Here is a 15,769-nt window from a genome sequence, read left to right as displayed (position 1 = left end):
CTGTCCCTTCCGAAGGAGTCCGCATGTCCTCCATTCCGTTGCGCCCTGGTTTCCTGGGCCGCGCCTGCGCGGCGCTGCTCGTCGCGGGCCTGAGCTCCGCCTGCGGTGACGACCTCCAGCCCCAGCCGGGCCCCGGGGAAGAGGAGGACCCCATCATCCATCCGGAGGACAGCGCCAACCTCAAGCACCAGGACCACGGCGACGGGTCCTTCACGTCCGTCGTCAACGCCATGGAGCCCACGCTCTGGGTGGGCCTGGATTTGGATACGGGCAAGGAGGCGAGCGCGACCGAGGACGCGGCCTGGGACCTGGCCTTCCAGCGCTTCGTGGTGATGTCGCGTGGGGGCGTCAGCGGGACGGGCGACGTGCAGGTGGCCGTCCTCACGGACACGACCTTCGAACAGCTCACCCAGGCGCCGACGACGGGCTGGGCCTCGGATGCCGCGGACGGCGATGACGTGGACACCACCCCGGACACGGTCTTCAACGCGGCGGGGGGCTGGTACGCCTACGACATGAAGTTCCACACGCTCACGCCGCGCCCGCAGCTCTACGTCGTGCGCTCCGACCAGGGGGCGTACTTCAAGGTGGAGCTGCTGTCGTACTACGACGACGCCGGCACGCCCGCGAACGTGAAGCTGCGGTGGGCGAAGGTCACCGCGCCGGCCGGGGGGCAGCCGTGATGACGACCCCGGTGGAGGCGTCCGCGAGCACGACCGCCGCGCTGCGAGAGCGCTGGCGGGCCCTGAAGGAATCCCAGCCCCGCGTGCGCATCCGCGACGCGGCGGAGCACCTGGGGGTGAGCGAGGCGGAGCTGCTCGTCACCGGCCTGGGCGGCGAGGTGGTGCGGCTGGAGCCGCGCTTCGACGTGCTCCTGCCCCGGCTGGAGTCGCTGGGCCGGGTGATGGCCCTGACGCGCAACGCGTCCGCAGTGCACGAGAAGAAGGGCGTCTACCACAAGGTGGAGGTGCACGGCGCGATGGCGCTGGTGCTGGACGAGGACATCGACCTGCGGCTGTTCCTGTCGCGCTGGTGCTTCGTGTTCGCGCTGCGCGAGGACGTCTCCGGCGAGGTGCGCCGCAGCCTCCAGGTGTTCGACGCGGCGGGCACCGCCGTGCACAAGATCTACCTCCAGCCCGAAGCCGACGTCGCCGCCTACGAGGCGCTGGTGCGGGAGCTGACGCACGCGGACCCGTCGCCCGTGTTGAGCGTGGCGCCGGTGGCCGCGCCGCCCGCGCCGCTGCCGGATTCGGAGATCGACGCCGCGGGCCTGGTGGACGGCTGGCGCGCGCTCCAGGACACGCACGAGTTCTTCGCGCTGCTCAAGCGCTTCAAGGTGGCGCGCACGCAGGCGCTGCGGCTCGCGGGCCCGGAGCTGGCGCTGCCGGTGGCGCCGGACGCGCTGGGCTGGACGCTGGAGCGCGCCGCGTCGTCGGCGCTGCCCATCATGATCTTCGTGGGCAACCCGGGGGCCATCCAGATCCACACCGGGCCGGTGCGCACGGTGCGGCCCATGGGGCCATGGATGAACGTGCTGGACCCGGGCTTCAACCTCCACGTCCGCGCGGATCACGTCCACTCCGCCTGGGTGGTGCGCAAGCCCACGCGCGACGGCACCGTCACCTCGCTGGAGCTGTTCGACCGGGCGGGGGAGAACATCGGGTTGCTGTTCGGCAAGCGCAAGCCGGGGGAGCTGGAGTCGCCCGCGTGGCGGGCGCTGATGGAAGAGCTGGGCCGGGCGCTGCCCGCGGTGGAGGTGGCGTCATGAGGCCGCTGGCTTCGAAGTGGGGGCTGTTCGCGGCCCTGTTCGCCCTGGCCTCGCACGCGGCGCCGCCCGCTCCGAAGGCCGCGCCGAAGCTCGTCACGGTGGGGCCGGCCGTGACGCAGACGGTGTTCGCGCTGGGCGCGGGCGACCGGGTGGTGGGCGTGGACGACTCCAGCGCGGCGCTGCCGGAGGCGGCGAAGGTGCGCACGGTGGGCTACCAGCGGGCGCTGTCGGCCGAAGGGGTGCTGTCGCTGGGGGCGGGCCTGTTGCTGGGGTCGGCGGAGGCCGGGCCTCCGGCGGTGCTGGAGCAGTTGAAGCAGACGGGCATGCGCGTGGAGACGTTCGCCAACGAGCCCACGGTGGAGGCGGCGCGCGCGCGCATCCAGGCCATCGCGGAGCGGCTGGGCACGCCCGACCAGGGGCGGGCGCTGGTGGCGAAGCTGGATGAGGACCTCGCGAAGGCGGCCGGACGCGCGGCCTCCGTGAAGGGCACGAAGCCGCCGCGCATCCTCGCGGTGTACGCGCGGGGCGCGGGCGCGATGATGGTGGCGGGGACGGGCACCGTGGCGGACACGCTCATCCGCCTGTCGGGCGCGGTGAACGCCGTGGCGGGCCTGCAGGGCTACAAGCCGCTCAGCTCGGAGGCGGTGGTGGCGGCGGCGCCGGACTTCGTGCTGCTGCCCGCGGGCTCCGTGGCGACGGTGGGTGGCGCGGAGGGGCTGGCGAAGCAGCCCGGCCTGTCGCAGGTGAAGGGCTGGCGCCTCGTCACCGTGGACGACGTGGACTTCATGGGCCTGGGGCCGGGCCTGGGCCGGGCCGTGGGGCGCCTCCAGGACGGGGCGGCGCCGGCGGGGAAGGGCGGCGCCAAATGAGCGCGTCGGAGGCCGTGCGCGTGCCCGCCGCGCGTCCGGCGCCCGTGCGGCTTCCGGGCGCGGGGCCCTGGGTGACGCTGGGGCTGGTGCTGGCGCTGGCGGCGCTCGCGTCCCTGGCCATCGGCACCGTGTCGGTGCCGCCGTCCGCCATCCTCGGCAGCCTCTGGGAGGCGCTGGGGCTGGGCGAGGCCTCCCAGCGGCTGGAGCCGATGCAGCGCGCGGTGCTGCTCAACCTCCGCCTGCCGCGCGTGGTGCTGGGCGTGATGGTGGGCGCGGTGCTGGCGACGACGGGGGCCGCGCTCCAGGCGCTCTTCCGCAATCCGCTGGTGGAGCCGGGCCTGCTGGGCACCTCCAGCGGCGCGGCGCTGGGCGCGGTGCTGGCCATCGTGCTGGACGTGACGCTGGGCACGCACGCGGGGCCGCTGCGCATGCTGGTGGTGCCGGGCGCGGCCTTCCTGGGCGCGCTGGGCGCGACGCTCCTGGCCCAGCGGCTGGGCACGGGCGGAGGCCGCACGGACACGCCGCGCATGCTGCTGGCGGGCGTGGCGGTGAGCGCGGGGGCGTTCGCGGGCATGGGCCTGCTGACGCACGCGGCGTCGGACGCGCAGCTGCGCTCCATCACCTTCTGGAGCCTGGGCAGCCTGGGCGGCGCGTCGTGGGAGACGGTGGGCGTCGCGACGGCGCCGCTGCTGTTGACGCTGGGCCTGCTGCTGCGCGAGGCGCGCGCGCTCAACCTGATGCTCCTGGGCGAGCGCGAGGCGTGGCACCTGGGCGTGGACGTGGAGCGGCTCAAGCGCAGGCTCATCCTCGCCGCCGCGCTGGGAGTGGGGGCGGCGGTGTCCTTCACGGGCATGATTGGCTTCGTGGGCCTGATGGTGCCCGCGTTGCTGCGCATCGCGCTGGGGCCGGACCACCGGCGGCTGCTGGCGGCGTCCGCGCTCACGGGCGCGTCGCTGTTGCTGGTGGCGGACCTGCTCGCGCGCACCCTGACGCCTCCTTCGGAGCTGCCGATAGGGGCGCTCACCTCCGTGCTGGGCGTGCCGGCCTTCATCGCGCTCCTGGCGCGCAAGGGGGCGGCATGAGCCTGGAGGCGCGCGACGTGGAGGTGTGGCGCGGGCGTGGGCGCGTGGCGGGCCCCCTGTCGCTGGAGGTGCGGCCCGGCGAAGTGCTGGCCGTGGTGGGCCCCAACGGCGCGGGCAAGTCGTCGCTGGTGGCCGCGCTGTCGGGCGAGCTTCGCTGCAAGACGGGAGACGTGTTCCTGGAGGGCCGCGCGCTGCATGCGTGGCCCCTGGTGGAGCGCGCGCAGCGGCTGGGCGTGCTGCCCCAGGAGTCCTCGCTGGGCTTCGGCTTCACCGCGCTGGAGGTGGCGCTGCTGGGGCGCAGTCCGCACGCGCGGCGCGGCGGCGCGGAGTCCGACCTGGAGGTGGCCCGCGCCGCGCTGGATGCCACCGACACGCAGCACCTGGCCTCGCGCGCGTACACCACGCTGTCGGGCGGCGAGCGGCAGCGCGTGCAACTGGCGCGCGTGCTGGCCCAGCTGTGGACGCCCCCCGCGCAGGGGCACCGCTACCTGCTCCTGGACGAACCCACGGCGAGCCTGGACCTGTCTCACCAGCACCTGGTGCTGGAGCGGGCGCACGCCTTCGCGCGTGAGGGCGGCGCGGTGCTCGCGGTGTTGCACGACCTGAACCTGGCCGCGCGCTACGCGGATCGCATCGCGGTGCTGGACCAGGGCCGCTGCGTGGAGCTGGGCACCCCCACGGGCGTCCTCACCCCGGACCTCATCGCCAACACCTTCGGGTTGCGCGTGGAGGTGCTGTCGCGGCCGGACCTGCCCGGACCGCTGGTGATTCCCATGGGCCGCGCGTCGCCGCCGCCCTGAAAGCCCAGGCATTCCCGTGAACGCCCCTCCAAGGCCGCGCGTCGGACCCTCCTCGCGGCGGGGTGTTGCTCTCCGCTCACGTCCGGATGCTGGCGGACACCTGCCACCTGTTGCTGCCGGACATGGCGACGATGAAGCCGCCCGCGGCGTCAGGCATGAAGGCGGCGTCGTCGCGGGCTCAGGGGGCCGGGCGCCGGGGCACCGGCGGCGTGGGCGAATCCAGCGCGGCGGCGATCTGCTCGTCGGTGAGCTGGAAGAACACGGCGCCGCGCGGGGCCCACTCGCCGGTGAAGACGAAGTTGGGACGCGTCGTGGGGGCTGGCTGCGGCACCTTGCCGCCCTGCGAGGTGAAGGGCGGCGGACGGACGAAGCCCTCCAGCTCCGCGGGGGTGATGCCGCAGAAGGCGACCACGGCCGGGTCGATCCACTGCTCCACGTCGATGGCGCCTTCGGCGGTGGCGAACTCCAGGATGAGCCCTTCCGGGGCCTGGACGTACATCGACTTGCACATGTTGTGATTGACGGGTCCCGCGACCCAGTACCCGTGCGAGCGCAGCCGGTCGCGCAGCGCCAGCAGCTCCGCTTCCGTGGGCACGCTCAGCGCCAGGTGCTGCATCGCGCCGGGGGCCACCGAACCCGCGCTGAAGCCCGGGTGCGAGACGCCAATCACCGGCTCGATGGTCGCCATGTCCGGCGCCTGCACGAAGCTCAGGGAGCAGGTGTCGCCCAGGCGCAGGAACGCGTGCACGGTGTTCTCCACGCCGTGCATCCAGTACAGCGCCTCCAACTCCATGCCGACGACCTGGGTGAAGAACGCAAGCTGCGCCTTCATGTCCCGGGTCGCGAGTGCCAGATGATGCACGCCAGTGGGAAGACCCATCGAATGCCTCCACGGTGGAGAAAGGGGCCGTCCCGGAACGGAACGGCGAGCCGGATTTCTATCCCTTTTCCCACGCGCGGGCACCCGCCGCCCGCCGCCCTGCCCGCCGTGGGGGAGGGCCCCGCTGCTCAAGGCGTGGGCGCGAAGTGCAGGCGCAGCACCTGGGGGGACAGCGAGCGGTAGATGTTGTCGTGGCGCAGGTCCGGCCGGGGCTCGTACCGCCACTTCAATCCGGCGGGCGCGTTGGCGCGGAGGACCTCCGCCAGGCGCGCGGACTGCGGGGCGATGTTGCCCTCCTCGGCGGACGCCACATACAGCGTGGCGCGCAGGTCCGGCCGTGCCTGGAGGCGCTCCGCGGCCTTGCGCACCAGCTCCTCGTCGTTCCACCAGAGGCTGGGGCTCAGGGCGATGGACGTGGTGAACAGCTCCGGTTGCAGGAAGAACGTCTCCACGATGAACAGGCCCGCCAGGGACTCGCCGATGATGGCCGTCTCATCCGTGACGCGGTAGCGACGGCGCACCTCGGGCATCAGCTCATCCCGGATGAAGGCGAGGAACGCGGCCGAGCCTCCGACGCGCGCGGCGATCTTCCGGTCCTCGTCCACCTGCGTCGGGCCGGTCATGTCGCGCCGCCGCTCCGTGTTCTCGATGCCCACCAGGATGAAGGGCCGCACCTCTCCGGCGCGGATCGCGGTGTCCAGCGTCGCGGCGACGTGCGGGAAGTCCTCCTGTTCGCCGCCGTCAGGCATGTACAGCACGGGGTAGCGCATGGCCTCCGCCGTGTCGTAGCCCGGGGGCGTGTAGACGTTGAGCCGCCGGGTCTCCTGGAGCGCGGCGGACGCGAGCGTGAAGGACGCGCGCACGGGCCCCGCCTCCGGGGGCACGGTGTTCCCGTGGCCCCTGCAAGCCGCCAGGAGCGCCACGAACAGGCACAGGCTGAGTCGCGTCATCGAGCGGCGCATGCGCTCAACCCCGCCCCGGACGCTTGCCCGAGCGGGACGGGACCGAGGCCGGACCCTTGCCGATGCGCTGCGCGAAGAAGAGCGTGTGGCGCGAACCCTTCGTCCCGTGCGCGGCGGCATGGATGAGCTGGACGGTGAAGCCCACCTCCTCCAGGCGCTTCACGAACGCGGGCGATGGGCCGGCGCTCCACACCACCAGCGTGCCCTTGGGGCGCAGGGCGCTGTAGGCGGCGGACACGCCGGCGTAGTCGTAGAGGCTCTCGTTGTCCGGGTGGGTGAGGGCGGAGGGGCCGTTGTCCACGTCGAGCAGGATGGCGTCGAACGCGCCGCTCTGCTTGCGCATCAGCCGGCCCACGTCACCCTCCACCACGGTGACGCGCTTGTCCTCCAGCGGGGCCTTGGCCAGGGGCGCGAGGATGCCCCGGTTCCACGCCACCACGGAAGGCAGCAGCTCCGCCACGACGACGCGCGCGGAGGGCTCCATGCGGTCCAGCACCGCGCGCAGCGTGAAGCCGAAGCCCAGGCCGCCCACCAATATCCGGGCCTTCTCCACGCCCACCAGGTGCGCGCAGCCCGCCTCGGCCATGACCGCTTCGGAGCCGTGCTGCCGGCTGGACATCAGCGTCTGGCCGCGCACGCGCAGCACGTATTCACTGTCACGCCGGGCAAGGACGACCTCTCCCACCTCCGGCACCTGCTCGCGCTCGACTGTCTCCCAGGGCTTCATGTCGCGCTCTTCGCGCGACCGGGGCCGCAGGTCAAGGGGGCGCCCACCCTGCCTTGACACCCCGGGACGTGCCTGCGAAATCGCCGCGAGGCGCCCTGCGGCTCCCAGCCCCGAGGACGCGGCCCCCACCCATGGAACGCAACGGACGTCAGGCGTGGCCCCCGGAGTTGTCCGAACCGCTCCGCGAGGTGGACCGCCTGCGCCGGGGGGGCCGCTACACGTCGGCCCTGGCGCTGGCCAGGGAGCTGGCGGACGCCCACCCGGAGCAGGTGCGCGTGCTCGTGGAGGTGGGCCTGACGCTGGGCGTGTGGGGCCGGCAGCCGGAGCAGGCGCTGCCGTGGTTCGACCGCGTGCTCGCGCTGGCCCCGGGCCACGTGGCCACGCGCTACCACCGCTCGCTGGCGCTGGCGCGGCTGGGGCGTCACGCGGAGGCGGTGGAGGGCTTCACGCAGGTGGAGGCCGCGGGCTTCCGCAAGGCGCTGGTGGTGCACATGAAGCGCGCGGAGTCGCTCATCGCCCTGGGCCGCTGGACGGAGGCCGAAGCGGACTGGACGGCCGCGCTGGCGGAGGACCCCGGCAACCCGTGGCTGCTCGAACAGCGCGCCCGGACCCGGGTGCGCGCGGGGCGGACGGACGCGGCCGAGCAGGACCTCACGACCGCGCTGGATGCCCAGGTGGGCGAAGCGGTGGACCCGGAGCTGCTCCACGCGCGGGGCGTGCTGCGGCTGGCGCGGGGAGACGTGCCGGGCGCGCGCGCGGACTTCGACGCGGGGCTCGCGGCGTTGCGCGTGGGAGATCCCCCAGCGTTGCTGGAGGCGCTCCGCCAGGGGCTCCGGGACGCGCGCTAGCGTTCGCGGGGGATGGGCTCGAACTCGACGGTCTTGCCCTTGGGCCGCGCGAAGTAGAGGTGGATGCGCAGGTGCGGGTACGCGGTCTGGAGCTCCTTCGCGCCGAAGTGCAGGTCCCGCATCTGCTGCTCCGCCATGATGTCCGGGCCCAGGGCGCTGTGCCGGGACTGGTAGTAACCGCAGCCCGCGTGCGCCAGCAGCAGCACGTCCTCGATGTGGTGGCCCTCGATGAGGAACTTCGCGGCGCGGGTGATGCCCTCGCTCTCCAGGTAGTCGGACGCCCAGCGGTTGAGGAGGGCGGGGCCGCCGGGCAGCGTGAGCGTGTCGATGCGCTCATGGCCCAGGTGGTGGGCCAGGTCCTCCACGGCTTCGGTGAAGCGCCCGTCCGAGCAGTACACGGCCAGGGCCTTCGGGTGGGTGGACTCGAAGGGGACGCGGGAGACGAAGGGCGCGGGGTCGGACATGGACCCCAGGTTAACGGCTCCCGTCTCCCGCGAAAGTGACTTCGCGTCTTTCAGCCCTGTCGTGCGTGGGTCAGTTGTGCTCGGGGAACGCTGCGGGCTGGCCCGTGCCGCCGTTGCCTTCGGGCTTCGGCCCCGCGTGCTTGTCCGCTTCGGCCTCGCGACCGCCCCCCTTGTGACGGAGGTCCTCGTTCTCGCTCGCGCCCTGGTGAACGACCTGCTTCTCCTCGGGTTTCTTCGCGGCCATGTCGTGCCCCCTGTCGTTGGAAGTGATGCCTTCCAATCTGGGGCCGGGTTCGGGGAGTGCCAGTGGAGGCGGCCTTCCGGGGCTTGCCCGGTCGGTCGCTGACCCACGGGCAATGCTGCCCAGGCGCTTCAGCCTTCGTGACGGGCGCGGGCTTCGAGCACCGCGCGGGCCTCTTCCGCGAGGCGCAGGCTGTCGGGAAGCGCTTGGCCCAGCAGGTGGGGCACGCCCACGGCCAGCGCCACCGCGTTGCTGAAGAAGCACGCCTGGGCCCGTGAGAGTTCCGCGAGCGGGAGGGGCCGCTCCGCCACCGGTAGCCCGCCCACGTGGCCCGCGTCCAGCAGCACCGCGCGCGCGATGCCTGGCAGGCACGGGGCCGCGAGCGGCGGGGTGACGAGCGCGCCGCCCAACTGGACGAAGACGTTCGCGGTGGGTAGCTCGCAGACCTCGTCCGCCTCGTTGGTGATCAGCGGCAGTCGCGGCAGGAGCGCATGCTGGCGGAACCACGCGAGCCCCTTGTGGTTCACCGTGCGCTCCGCGCGCCGGTACGCCCCGGGCTCCACGCTGTCGAGCACTCGGCCATCAAGGCGCAGGGACTCGAAGTCCGGGGCGAGCGGGCGGAAGGTGCAGAGCACCCGGCCATCGCTGACCGCGAGCTTGCCCACGCCGGTGAAGCTCTGCCCGAGTAGCGGATCCGCCTCCAGACACCGGCGAAGCGAGTCGCGCACGGCGTCCTCCTGGAGGATCGACGGCGGCGGAGCGCGCACGGCGGTGGGGAACGCGGCGAGGCTTCCGCGCAGGCGCGCGAGGTGCCGGGCGAGGAACAGCGGCCGGCCAGCATCAATGCGGAACGTGGTGAAGAAGCCCGCGCCAAAGAAGAAGCCCTGGGCGAAGTCCTGGAGCCGCAGGTCCTCCCAACGTTGGACGACGCCATCGACGGAGACGATGGGGATGCTCACGGAGATGTGGGAGGCGACGCGGCTATGGGCGTTCCATGACTTGGAGGAACACGCCCCTGGCGGCGCAGTTCCCGTGCAAGGAACGGCGCACGGCGCTCAAGATATGAGAATGGAATCGGCTGGCCGCTCTTGGGGCGGAAAAACTCGTTGAACCAATTTTCATGCGTCTTGCTGATGTCTCGCGAATCCAGCTGCAGGCGGGAAATGGTGGCCTGCACCCGTGAGCGCAAAGGCTCGTCAAGTCCCGGGGCGGGCTCGACCTTGAATGTCGCCAAGTTGAGGGTGAACCAGCCGTCACGAATGAGGAACGGGTCGAGCACGTCCGCGTATTTGTTCTTGAGCGTGTTCATGAGGGAGCACGCCAAGCGGTAGTTGTTCCAGTCGTAGGCCTTGTCGAACCCTGGCGCCGCCAATGCGACGAAATGATCGACTGTGGGCCCGCAGATAGGCTCGATATAGAAACAGGAGTATGCGCAAATGCCATCGTAGGCTTCGTGGAGCGCATCCAAAGCCCGCGTCCAGTAGTCGTAGTCGCGGAGGACCGCAGGTGTGAGGTCTTCGATGCGAGTCGCCCTCGGCTGGATACGACGTCCCGAGCGTGTCAAAGTCGCAGGGTTTCCCGTCAGTTCAGCGAGTGCGCTGAGCCCAGGCTGGCGGACCCTCTGGTCGAAGTCGAAATCAGGAGGACGGGGCTCCGGCCTTTCCACGACTGGGATCATTTATTGAATCCAGATTCCTGTGCCCAGAAGCCCCAGCGGAGCCAGAAGGAGTCGACGTCAGGAAGACTGCTACGTAGGTCTCGTTGAACGCGCAGGAACTCAGCGGGCTGCACGTCCTTTCGATTCATGAGGGCCTCCGCGCTCTGGATGGCCTGCTCGGCTTCCAGGGAGCGGGGCTCCGCGAGATCGAAGACATCCGACGTCAGCCATGCGTTCGCATCTCCCCTCCTGCGCCACGCTTCGCGCCGGAGTTCAACCTGCTGCCCGATGAGGTCAAGGTTCCAGAGCGCGTCCTTCTTCTCGTCGAAGAGTGGCTCTACCGAGGCCAGCAGGAGCGGCGAGTGCGTGACCGTGAGGAGCTGGACGTCGACCTGCTGGCCCGTCAGCGCCGCCATGACGTCCAGGATCGAGCGGAGGATGGTTCGCTGCCAGCGTGGATGGAGATGCGCTTCGATTTCATCAATCAGGAAGATGATCTGGTTTGTCGTGCCCTGATTGAGGAGGCGACTGGCTTGGACATGCTCCTGCCAGGTCCAGACAAGCAGATATGCGAGCGAGATGATGCGTTTGACACCAGCAGAGGCGTGGATGACAGCGACCTGCTGCCCATAAGGTGCCTTGATCGTTGGCATGTCACGGACGTCCTCAATGCTGATCCGGGTTAGCTCACCAGGAACGAGAGGTTCATCCTTGGAGGGCGACAGCGTCTGAAGTGCCAAGAGCAGTTGATGGAAGGCTTCGCCATTCCGGCCCTGCCAGGTGGCCCAGTCACGGATGAGACCGTTGCAGTAGATCTTCCCCTGAGGCTCCAGCCCGTTCCAGACGTCTTGCGGCGCGAACTGGTAGGCCACGGGCCGGTCCGGTTCATCGATTCCGAGAGAGGGTGCCTGTCTCCAGTAGTTCCTCGCCGGGTCCCAGACGGAGAACGAGCCATCGATGCGGGCATAGAGGACCATCCCAGGGTTGGCGGGACGCCCCCCTCTGCGAGTCCAGGACTGACTGGGGAAGTCGTAGGTGCTGGTGTACTCGATAGAACTGCTCTTGCCGCTGAACTTGAAGTCAATGGTGGGTTCAACGCTCGCACCCCGTTGCGGCATGGCCGGAGCATCGGGCCATGAACGGGTCAGGACCCACCATGCGACGTCCAGGATGAAGGTCTTCCCCAGCCCGTTGTCGCCCGTCAGAAGGTTCAGGCGTGGAGCGAAGTCGAACGCGAGCTGCGGGGCAGGTCCGACATCCTTGAGCGCCAGTTTTTCGAGCATGTTCTTCCGAAGGGGGAGGCCTGTTCGTGGGTATAGGTCAGGTCTGTAGCAGGGCCAAGATGTTGGAGCCCTGGAGTGTCCTGCCCACGCGCTTCAGTGTTCCAGGAAGTTCGCGAGCAGGCGGGGGCCTTCGCGCGTGAGGAAGGATTCGGGGTGGAACTGCACGCCCTCCAGGCCCGGCAGCTCGCGATGGCGCAGGCCCATCACCAGGTCGCCGGACCAGGCCGTCACCTCCAGACACGCGGGCAGGCTGTCGCGGTCCACCACCAGCGAATGGTAGCGCGCGGCGGTGAAGGGCTGGGGCAGGCCGCGAAAGACGCCCTGTCCCCGGTGTTGGACGTCGGCCGTCTTGCCGTGCACCGGCACGGGGGCGCGCACCACCTTCGCGCCGAACACCTGCCCGATGCCCTGGTGTCCCAGGCACACGCCCAGCAGGGGCACGCGGCCCGCGAAGGCGCGGATGACGTCCAGGGACACGCCGGCCGCGTCGGGTGTCTTCGGCCCGGGCGAGATGACCACATGGCTGGGCCGGAGCGCCTCCGCCTGCGCGACGGTGATGGCGTCGTTGCGCACGACGTGGAGCGTGGCCCCGAGCGCACCCAGGGCCTGGACCAGGTTGAAGGTGAACGAGTCGAAGTTGTCGATGAGGAGGATCATCGCGGCCTCGTGCTCGCGGCCAGGGCGAGCAGCTGGGAGCGGGCCTTGTTGAGCGTTTCCTTGTATTCGCGCCGGGGCTCCGAGTCGTGGACGATGCCGCCGCCGACCTGCGCGTACGCGCGGCCGTCCTTCACCACCACGGTGCGGATGACGATGTTCAGGTCCAGCCCTCCCGCGAAGCTGAAGTAGCCGAGCGAGCCCGTGTAGAGCCCGCGCGGGTGGGGCTCCAACTCGGTGATGATCTCCATGGTGCGCAGCTTCGGCACGCCGGTGATGGTGCCGCCCGGGAACAGCGCCCCCACCACGTCGAGCGGCTCCACGCCGGGCGCGAGCTGCCCGACGACCTCCGACTCGATGTGGAGGACGTGCGCGTATTCGATGATCTCCATCAACCGGGTGACCTCCACGGTGCCGTACGCGCAGACGCGGCCCAGGTCGTTGCGCTCCAGGTCCACGAGCATGGCGTGCTCGGCCTGCTCCTTCTCGCTGGTGCGCAGCTCGTGCACGAAGCGCGCGTCCTCCTCGGGCGTGCCCCGGCGGCGGGTGCCGGCGATGGGGCGCGTGGTGGCGCGGCCGTCCTCCACGCGCACCAGCCGCTCTGGCGAAGCGCTGACGACCTGGAAGCCCTCCGCTTCGAAGTAGCTGGCGAAGTGGACGGGGCTCGTCGCGGACAGCGTCTCGTAGAGGGCCAGCGGGTCGCCCGGGAAGTCCACCTCCAGGCGCTGGGAGAGGTTGACCTGATACGTGTCGCCCGCGCGGATGTACTCGCGCACGCGCTCCACCGCGAGCAGGTAGGCCTCCTGCGTGAAGTTGGAGCGCCAGGCCGGAAGCGGCAGGTCCGGAGGCGGGGGCGCGGGGGGCGGCGTGACGACGGCGGCGCGCACCTGCGACGCCAGGAGGTCCAGGCGGCGTGAGCAGTCCTCCCAGTCCGCCCCCGTGGCCACGGCGTGCACGGTGTGCTCCAGGTGATCCACCACGAGGAACGTGTCCACGAAGTGCAGCGCGATGTCGGGCACGCGCAGGTCGTCGTGGGGGTGGTGGGGGAGGGCTTCGAAGAGGTGGCTGGCCTCGTAGGAGAAGAAGCCCACCGCGCCGCCGCAGAACAGGGGCAGGCCCGGGAGGCGGAGGCCCTTCCACCGGCGGAGCAGGCCGCGCAGGACGGTGAGGGGCGCGCCGTCCTGGAGAACGCCGTCGACCTGGCACTGCGCTCCCCGGGCGGTGAAGCGCAGGAAGGGACGGGCGCCGAGGAGGGAGTAGCGGCCCTCGCTGCTCGTGCGGGTGCTCTCCAGGAGGAAGCGGTCGCCCGCGGGCAGGGCGCGCAGCAGGTCCACGGGCCGCGCTGCGCCCACGTCCAGGGGCCGCGCCAGGGGCACCTGGGTGTAGCCCTGGGCCACGAGCGCGTCGAAGCGGGCGCGGTCCAGCGGGGGGAGGGGGGAAGCGGGAACGGCCATGCGAAATCCGTTCCTAGCAGGAACCGCTCCCGTCCCGAACTACAGCGCCTCGTCCTTGCAGAGCTCGTCCTGTAGCTCGGTCAGGGCCTTCCGGGCGCGCATGGGCTGGCAGGTGTTCGCCAGGAAGTACGACGACGCGCCCACGGTGGCCGCCTTGAGCTTCGGGCCCAGCGCGGACCAGCACCCCTCGAAGGCCACCTTGCTCGCCTGGACCGCGCGAGGGTCCTCCTTGGGAAGGCCGAGCGCCGCGATGACCGCCTCGGCGAGCGCCGCGTCCTTGCAGGCGCTGACGTCCCTTCCACCCCCCACCGCCATCGCGAAGAGCGGCATCGCCACGTAGGCGAAGTGCCCCTGCTTCACGAGGTGCGCGGCCTGGAGCGCCGCTTCGGGCCCCATGTCCGGTGTCAGCTCCAGGAAGGTGTCGATGCAACCGCGCCGGTCGAGTCCGAGGCAGCGCTGGAGATCCTTGCGCGCACCCTGGTCGCGAGCGGTAGCGAAGCGCGGCGCCTTGGAGAGGAAGGCATACCGCTGGCCCAGCGCGCGCGCCCGCCGGGAGGCGGCGAACGGCTCCTTGTCGTCAGGAGGAAGGGCCTCGACGTCGGCCGCCGCCGCGTCGGTGACCAGGGCCCGCCACGCGTCGGTGCGCTGGGGGGCGGGGAGGCCCTCCGCGCGCTCCAGCAGCTCCGCCCAGGCCTTCTGTGAAGCCAGGGTCTGGAGCTCCTCCAGCGTCACCGGCTCCCGGGCCCCCGCCTCCGCCGCGAAGAGACAGGCGGCCACCACGAGTCGACGGATCATCGGGAGAGGTTCCTGTCCAGGAACGCCGGCCCTTCGGCCGCGCCCTTCTGGGTGGTGGTGAAGGTGAGCGTGTCGCCGCCGCGCTCCAGCCCGAGCGTCGGACCGAAGCGGCAGACCAGCGCCGTGACGGTCTTCACCGAGGCGCAGCGGGCCTGGGCGCGGCTCACGAGCGGAGCACAGGCTGCCCACACGTCCAGCTCCGCCATCACCTCGTCGCTGAAGCTCTTCCAGTCGAACGCGAAGGTGGACGCGGTGCCGCAGGCCTTGTTCAACGCGGTGACGGCGTCGCCAGCGCGGGCCGTGTATTTCTTCTCCAGGTGGGGCCAGGCCTTCTTCTGGAAGGCGGCGATCCGTCCCGACTCCAGCTGCTGCTGGTGCGCGGCGAGCACCTCCGCGGTGGAGGCCTTGTCCGTCGCGTCCTGGTTGAACTTGACGGGGAACGCCTGCGCTCCGGGCAGGACGGCCTCGTAGCGACCGTCGCGCTGGAGGAGGAGCACGTAGTCGCCTCCCCGGTGGCGCGTCACGTAGTCCGCGCCGCGCGAGTGCTTCTTCAGGGTGGCGCGCAGGGCGATGCCGTCCTCTTCGGAGTCGGTGCCGCGCACGCGGATCAAGACCTCTGATGCCGTGCGCGGCTCCAACGTGACGACCTCCACGCTCTGGCCGTCGGTGCCCCGGTAGACCTTGCCCGCCACCGCTTCCAGGGAGTGCGCCGCCGTCGTCGCGAGGATCGCCGCCAGCATGAGCGCGGGTGCAAGGGGCCGGGGCATGCTCAGTTGAACGCCTTCTCGAGCGTGGCCTTGGTGTTGTCGCCGAGGTTCGCGTGGTCCTTGGCGGACATGTGGTACGTGAACACGCCCTTGTCGAGCGACATGTTGCGCAGCGTCGCGTCGTTGGAGCCGTCCTTCTTCTCGGCGGGCTTCACGCCGCCGAACAGGCACGCCACGCCGGTCACCTTCTTGGCGATGGCCTTCTTGTACGCGGGGCGTTCACACATGGACTCGATGCCCTGGATGACCGACTCACAGTAGGAGCTGAAGCTCGTACCGGACCAGTCGTCGGCCTTGAAGTTCTGGAAGTCGGTCTTCACCGCGAGCTTGGTGCCGCACTTGTCGTTGGCCGCCTTCAGGGCGTCCTCGATCTCTGCCTCCAGCTTGGCCTTGGCTTCTTCCTGGGCGGGCTTGAGGTCTTCTTCGGCGAAGGCGGACGTCGACAGCAGGGTCACGATCGCGAACACATGCTTCAGGGACATGGAGGACTTCCTCATGGAATGGACGGCAATCCTGGA

General features: G+C 71.0%; 19 protein-coding genes. 6 read left to right on the top strand and 13 right to left on the bottom strand.

From position 1 onward, the window contains the following. Positions 1-23 precede the first annotated feature (23 nt). Genes OV207_RS20945 through OV207_RS20925 form a run of 5 tightly spaced genes read left to right on the top strand, consistent with a single transcriptional unit; the run spans position 24 to position 4,519 of the window. Positions 24-683 (top strand): HmuY family protein, encoded by a 660-nt coding sequence (locus tag OV207_RS20945; RefSeq protein ID WP_267556894.1) that lies wholly within the window; start codon positions 24-26, stop codon positions 681-683. Continuing rightward, the gene (locus OV207_RS20940) at positions 683-1,768 is read left to right on the top strand and encodes a hemin-degrading factor (protein WP_267556944.1); all 1,086 of its coding nucleotides are present in this window, start codon (positions 683-685) and stop codon (positions 1,766-1,768) included. The genes OV207_RS20945 and OV207_RS20940 overlap by 1 nt, the downstream gene beginning before the upstream one ends. Next, positions 1,765-2,637 (top strand): heme/hemin ABC transporter substrate-binding protein, encoded by an 873-nt coding sequence (locus OV207_RS20935; RefSeq protein ID WP_267556892.1) that lies wholly within the window; start codon positions 1,765-1,767, stop codon positions 2,635-2,637. Before OV207_RS20940 ends, OV207_RS20935 begins: the two co-directional genes overlap by 4 nt. After that, positions 2,634-3,719, top strand: a complete 1,086-nt coding sequence (locus OV207_RS20930) for a FecCD family ABC transporter permease (protein WP_267556891.1) — start codon at positions 2,634-2,636, stop codon at positions 3,717-3,719. Before OV207_RS20935 ends, OV207_RS20930 begins: the two co-directional genes overlap by 4 nt. After that, complete coding sequence (locus tag OV207_RS20925) at positions 3,716-4,519, top strand: heme ABC transporter ATP-binding protein (protein WP_267556890.1); 804 nt, start codon at positions 3,716-3,718, stop codon at positions 4,517-4,519. Before OV207_RS20930 ends, OV207_RS20925 begins: the two co-directional genes overlap by 4 nt. 178 nt (positions 4,520-4,697) lie before the next feature. Here OV207_RS20925 and OV207_RS20920 read toward each other — a convergent pair whose 3' ends face one another. The 3 genes from OV207_RS20920 to OV207_RS20910 all read right to left on the bottom strand — a co-directional run bounded on the left by OV207_RS20920 (position 4,698) and on the right by OV207_RS20910 (position 7,088). Continuing rightward, positions 4,698-5,399 carry a VOC family protein gene (locus OV207_RS20920; protein ID WP_267556888.1) on the bottom strand — a complete coding sequence of 234 codons (702 nt, stop codon included), beginning with the start codon at positions 5,397-5,399 and terminating at the stop codon, positions 4,698-4,700. Between the two features lie 128 nt (positions 5,400-5,527). Continuing rightward, on the bottom strand, positions 5,528-6,349 hold the full coding sequence (locus OV207_RS20915; protein ID WP_267556887.1) for an alpha/beta hydrolase: 822 nt from the start codon (positions 6,347-6,349) through the stop codon (positions 5,528-5,530). Between the two features lie 16 nt (positions 6,350-6,365). Beyond that, positions 6,366-7,088, bottom strand: coding sequence for a spermidine synthase (locus OV207_RS20910; protein WP_267556885.1), 723 nt, complete (start codon positions 7,086-7,088; stop codon positions 6,366-6,368). Positions 7,089-7,219: 131 nt separating this feature from the next. Between OV207_RS20910 and OV207_RS20905 the strand changes: the two genes are divergently transcribed. Beyond that, positions 7,220-7,936: a tetratricopeptide repeat protein gene (locus tag OV207_RS20905; protein ID WP_267556884.1), complete on the top strand. Its 717-nt coding sequence runs from the start codon at positions 7,220-7,222 to the stop codon at positions 7,934-7,936. On the opposite strand, the gene OV207_RS20900 is transcribed toward OV207_RS20905, so the two are convergent. The 10 genes from OV207_RS20900 to OV207_RS20855 all read right to left on the bottom strand — a co-directional run bounded on the left by OV207_RS20900 (position 7,933) and on the right by OV207_RS20855 (position 15,733). Beyond that, positions 7,933-8,400 carry a carbonic anhydrase gene (locus tag OV207_RS20900; protein WP_193347505.1) on the bottom strand — a complete coding sequence of 156 codons (468 nt, stop codon included), beginning with the start codon at positions 8,398-8,400 and terminating at the stop codon, positions 7,933-7,935. The genes OV207_RS20905 and OV207_RS20900 overlap by 4 nt on opposite strands. Before the next feature lie 70 nt (positions 8,401-8,470). After that, positions 8,471-8,644 (bottom strand): hypothetical protein, encoded by a 174-nt coding sequence (locus OV207_RS20895; protein ID WP_193347506.1) that lies wholly within the window; start codon positions 8,642-8,644, stop codon positions 8,471-8,473. 128 nt (positions 8,645-8,772) lie between these two features. Next, the gene (locus OV207_RS20890) at positions 8,773-9,600 is read right to left on the bottom strand and encodes an aminotransferase class IV (RefSeq protein WP_267556883.1); all 828 of its coding nucleotides are present in this window, start codon (positions 9,598-9,600) and stop codon (positions 8,773-8,775) included. Then, positions 9,597-10,319, bottom strand: a complete 723-nt coding sequence (locus OV207_RS20885; RefSeq protein WP_267556882.1) for a hypothetical protein — start codon at positions 10,317-10,319, stop codon at positions 9,597-9,599. Before OV207_RS20885 ends, OV207_RS20890 begins: the two co-directional genes overlap by 4 nt. Beyond that, the gene (locus tag OV207_RS20880) at positions 10,316-11,581 is read right to left on the bottom strand and encodes an AAA family ATPase (RefSeq protein ID WP_267556880.1); all 1,266 of its coding nucleotides are present in this window, start codon (positions 11,579-11,581) and stop codon (positions 10,316-10,318) included. Before OV207_RS20880 ends, OV207_RS20885 begins: the two co-directional genes overlap by 4 nt. 93 nt (positions 11,582-11,674) lie before the next feature. Further along, positions 11,675-12,238 (bottom strand): anthranilate synthase component II, encoded by a 564-nt coding sequence (locus OV207_RS20875; RefSeq protein ID WP_267556878.1) that lies wholly within the window; start codon positions 12,236-12,238, stop codon positions 11,675-11,677. Then, positions 12,235-13,689, bottom strand: coding sequence for an anthranilate synthase component I family protein (locus OV207_RS20870; protein ID WP_267556877.1), 1,455 nt, complete (start codon positions 13,687-13,689; stop codon positions 12,235-12,237). Before OV207_RS20870 ends, OV207_RS20875 begins: the two co-directional genes overlap by 4 nt. A gap of 39 nt (positions 13,690-13,728) precedes the next feature. After that, positions 13,729-14,484, bottom strand: a complete 756-nt coding sequence (locus OV207_RS20865; protein WP_267556876.1) for a hypothetical protein — start codon at positions 14,482-14,484, stop codon at positions 13,729-13,731. Then, positions 14,481-15,251 (bottom strand): hypothetical protein, encoded by a 771-nt coding sequence (locus OV207_RS20860; protein WP_267556875.1) that lies wholly within the window; start codon positions 15,249-15,251, stop codon positions 14,481-14,483. Before OV207_RS20860 ends, OV207_RS20865 begins: the two co-directional genes overlap by 4 nt. Positions 15,252-15,253: 2 nt before the next feature. Further along, positions 15,254-15,733 carry a hypothetical protein gene (locus OV207_RS20855; RefSeq protein ID WP_193347511.1) on the bottom strand — a complete coding sequence of 160 codons (480 nt, stop codon included), beginning with the start codon at positions 15,731-15,733 and terminating at the stop codon, positions 15,254-15,256. Positions 15,734-15,769: the final 36 nt, after the last annotated feature.

Origin of the sequence: Corallococcus sp. BB11-1 (assembly GCF_026626625.1) — a bacterium.
In the GTDB taxonomy this organism is placed as follows: Bacteria; Myxococcota; Myxococcia; order Myxococcales; family Myxococcaceae; genus Corallococcus; species Corallococcus soli.
Note: the sequence above shows the minus strand (reverse complement) of the source record. Positions and strands in the feature narration are given on the sequence as shown.